Here is a 209-nt window from a genome sequence, read left to right on the forward strand (position 1 = left end):
ATGCTGGCGGTATAGACGATAGTGCCGCCCTCGGCCACGGATGGCGTAGCAGTCAGTGTCACAGTGGTCGTGTCAGTTACATCAGTCACAGCAGTGCTGACAGGATCCGTGTTGGCAATGAGGTTCTCGAAGTTGCCGCCGCTGACGCTAGTGATGCTGTTGGTAACTGCCGCGTGGCCTTGATAGACATCGTTGCTGACGGCACCCGT

Annotated in this window: 1 protein-coding gene; it reads right to left on the reverse strand. The window is 57.4% G+C overall.

What is annotated here, in order from left to right; translation table 11 throughout:
- Window positions 1-209 (reverse strand): immunoglobulin-like domain-containing protein (locus tag FS665_RS23580; protein ID WP_218570377.1); only part of this gene is annotated, 209 nt, incomplete at both ends.

Source organism: Pseudomonas sp. URMO17WK12:I11 (assembly GCF_007677725.1).
Lineage (GTDB): Bacteria > Pseudomonadota > Gammaproteobacteria > Pseudomonadales > Pseudomonadaceae > Aquipseudomonas.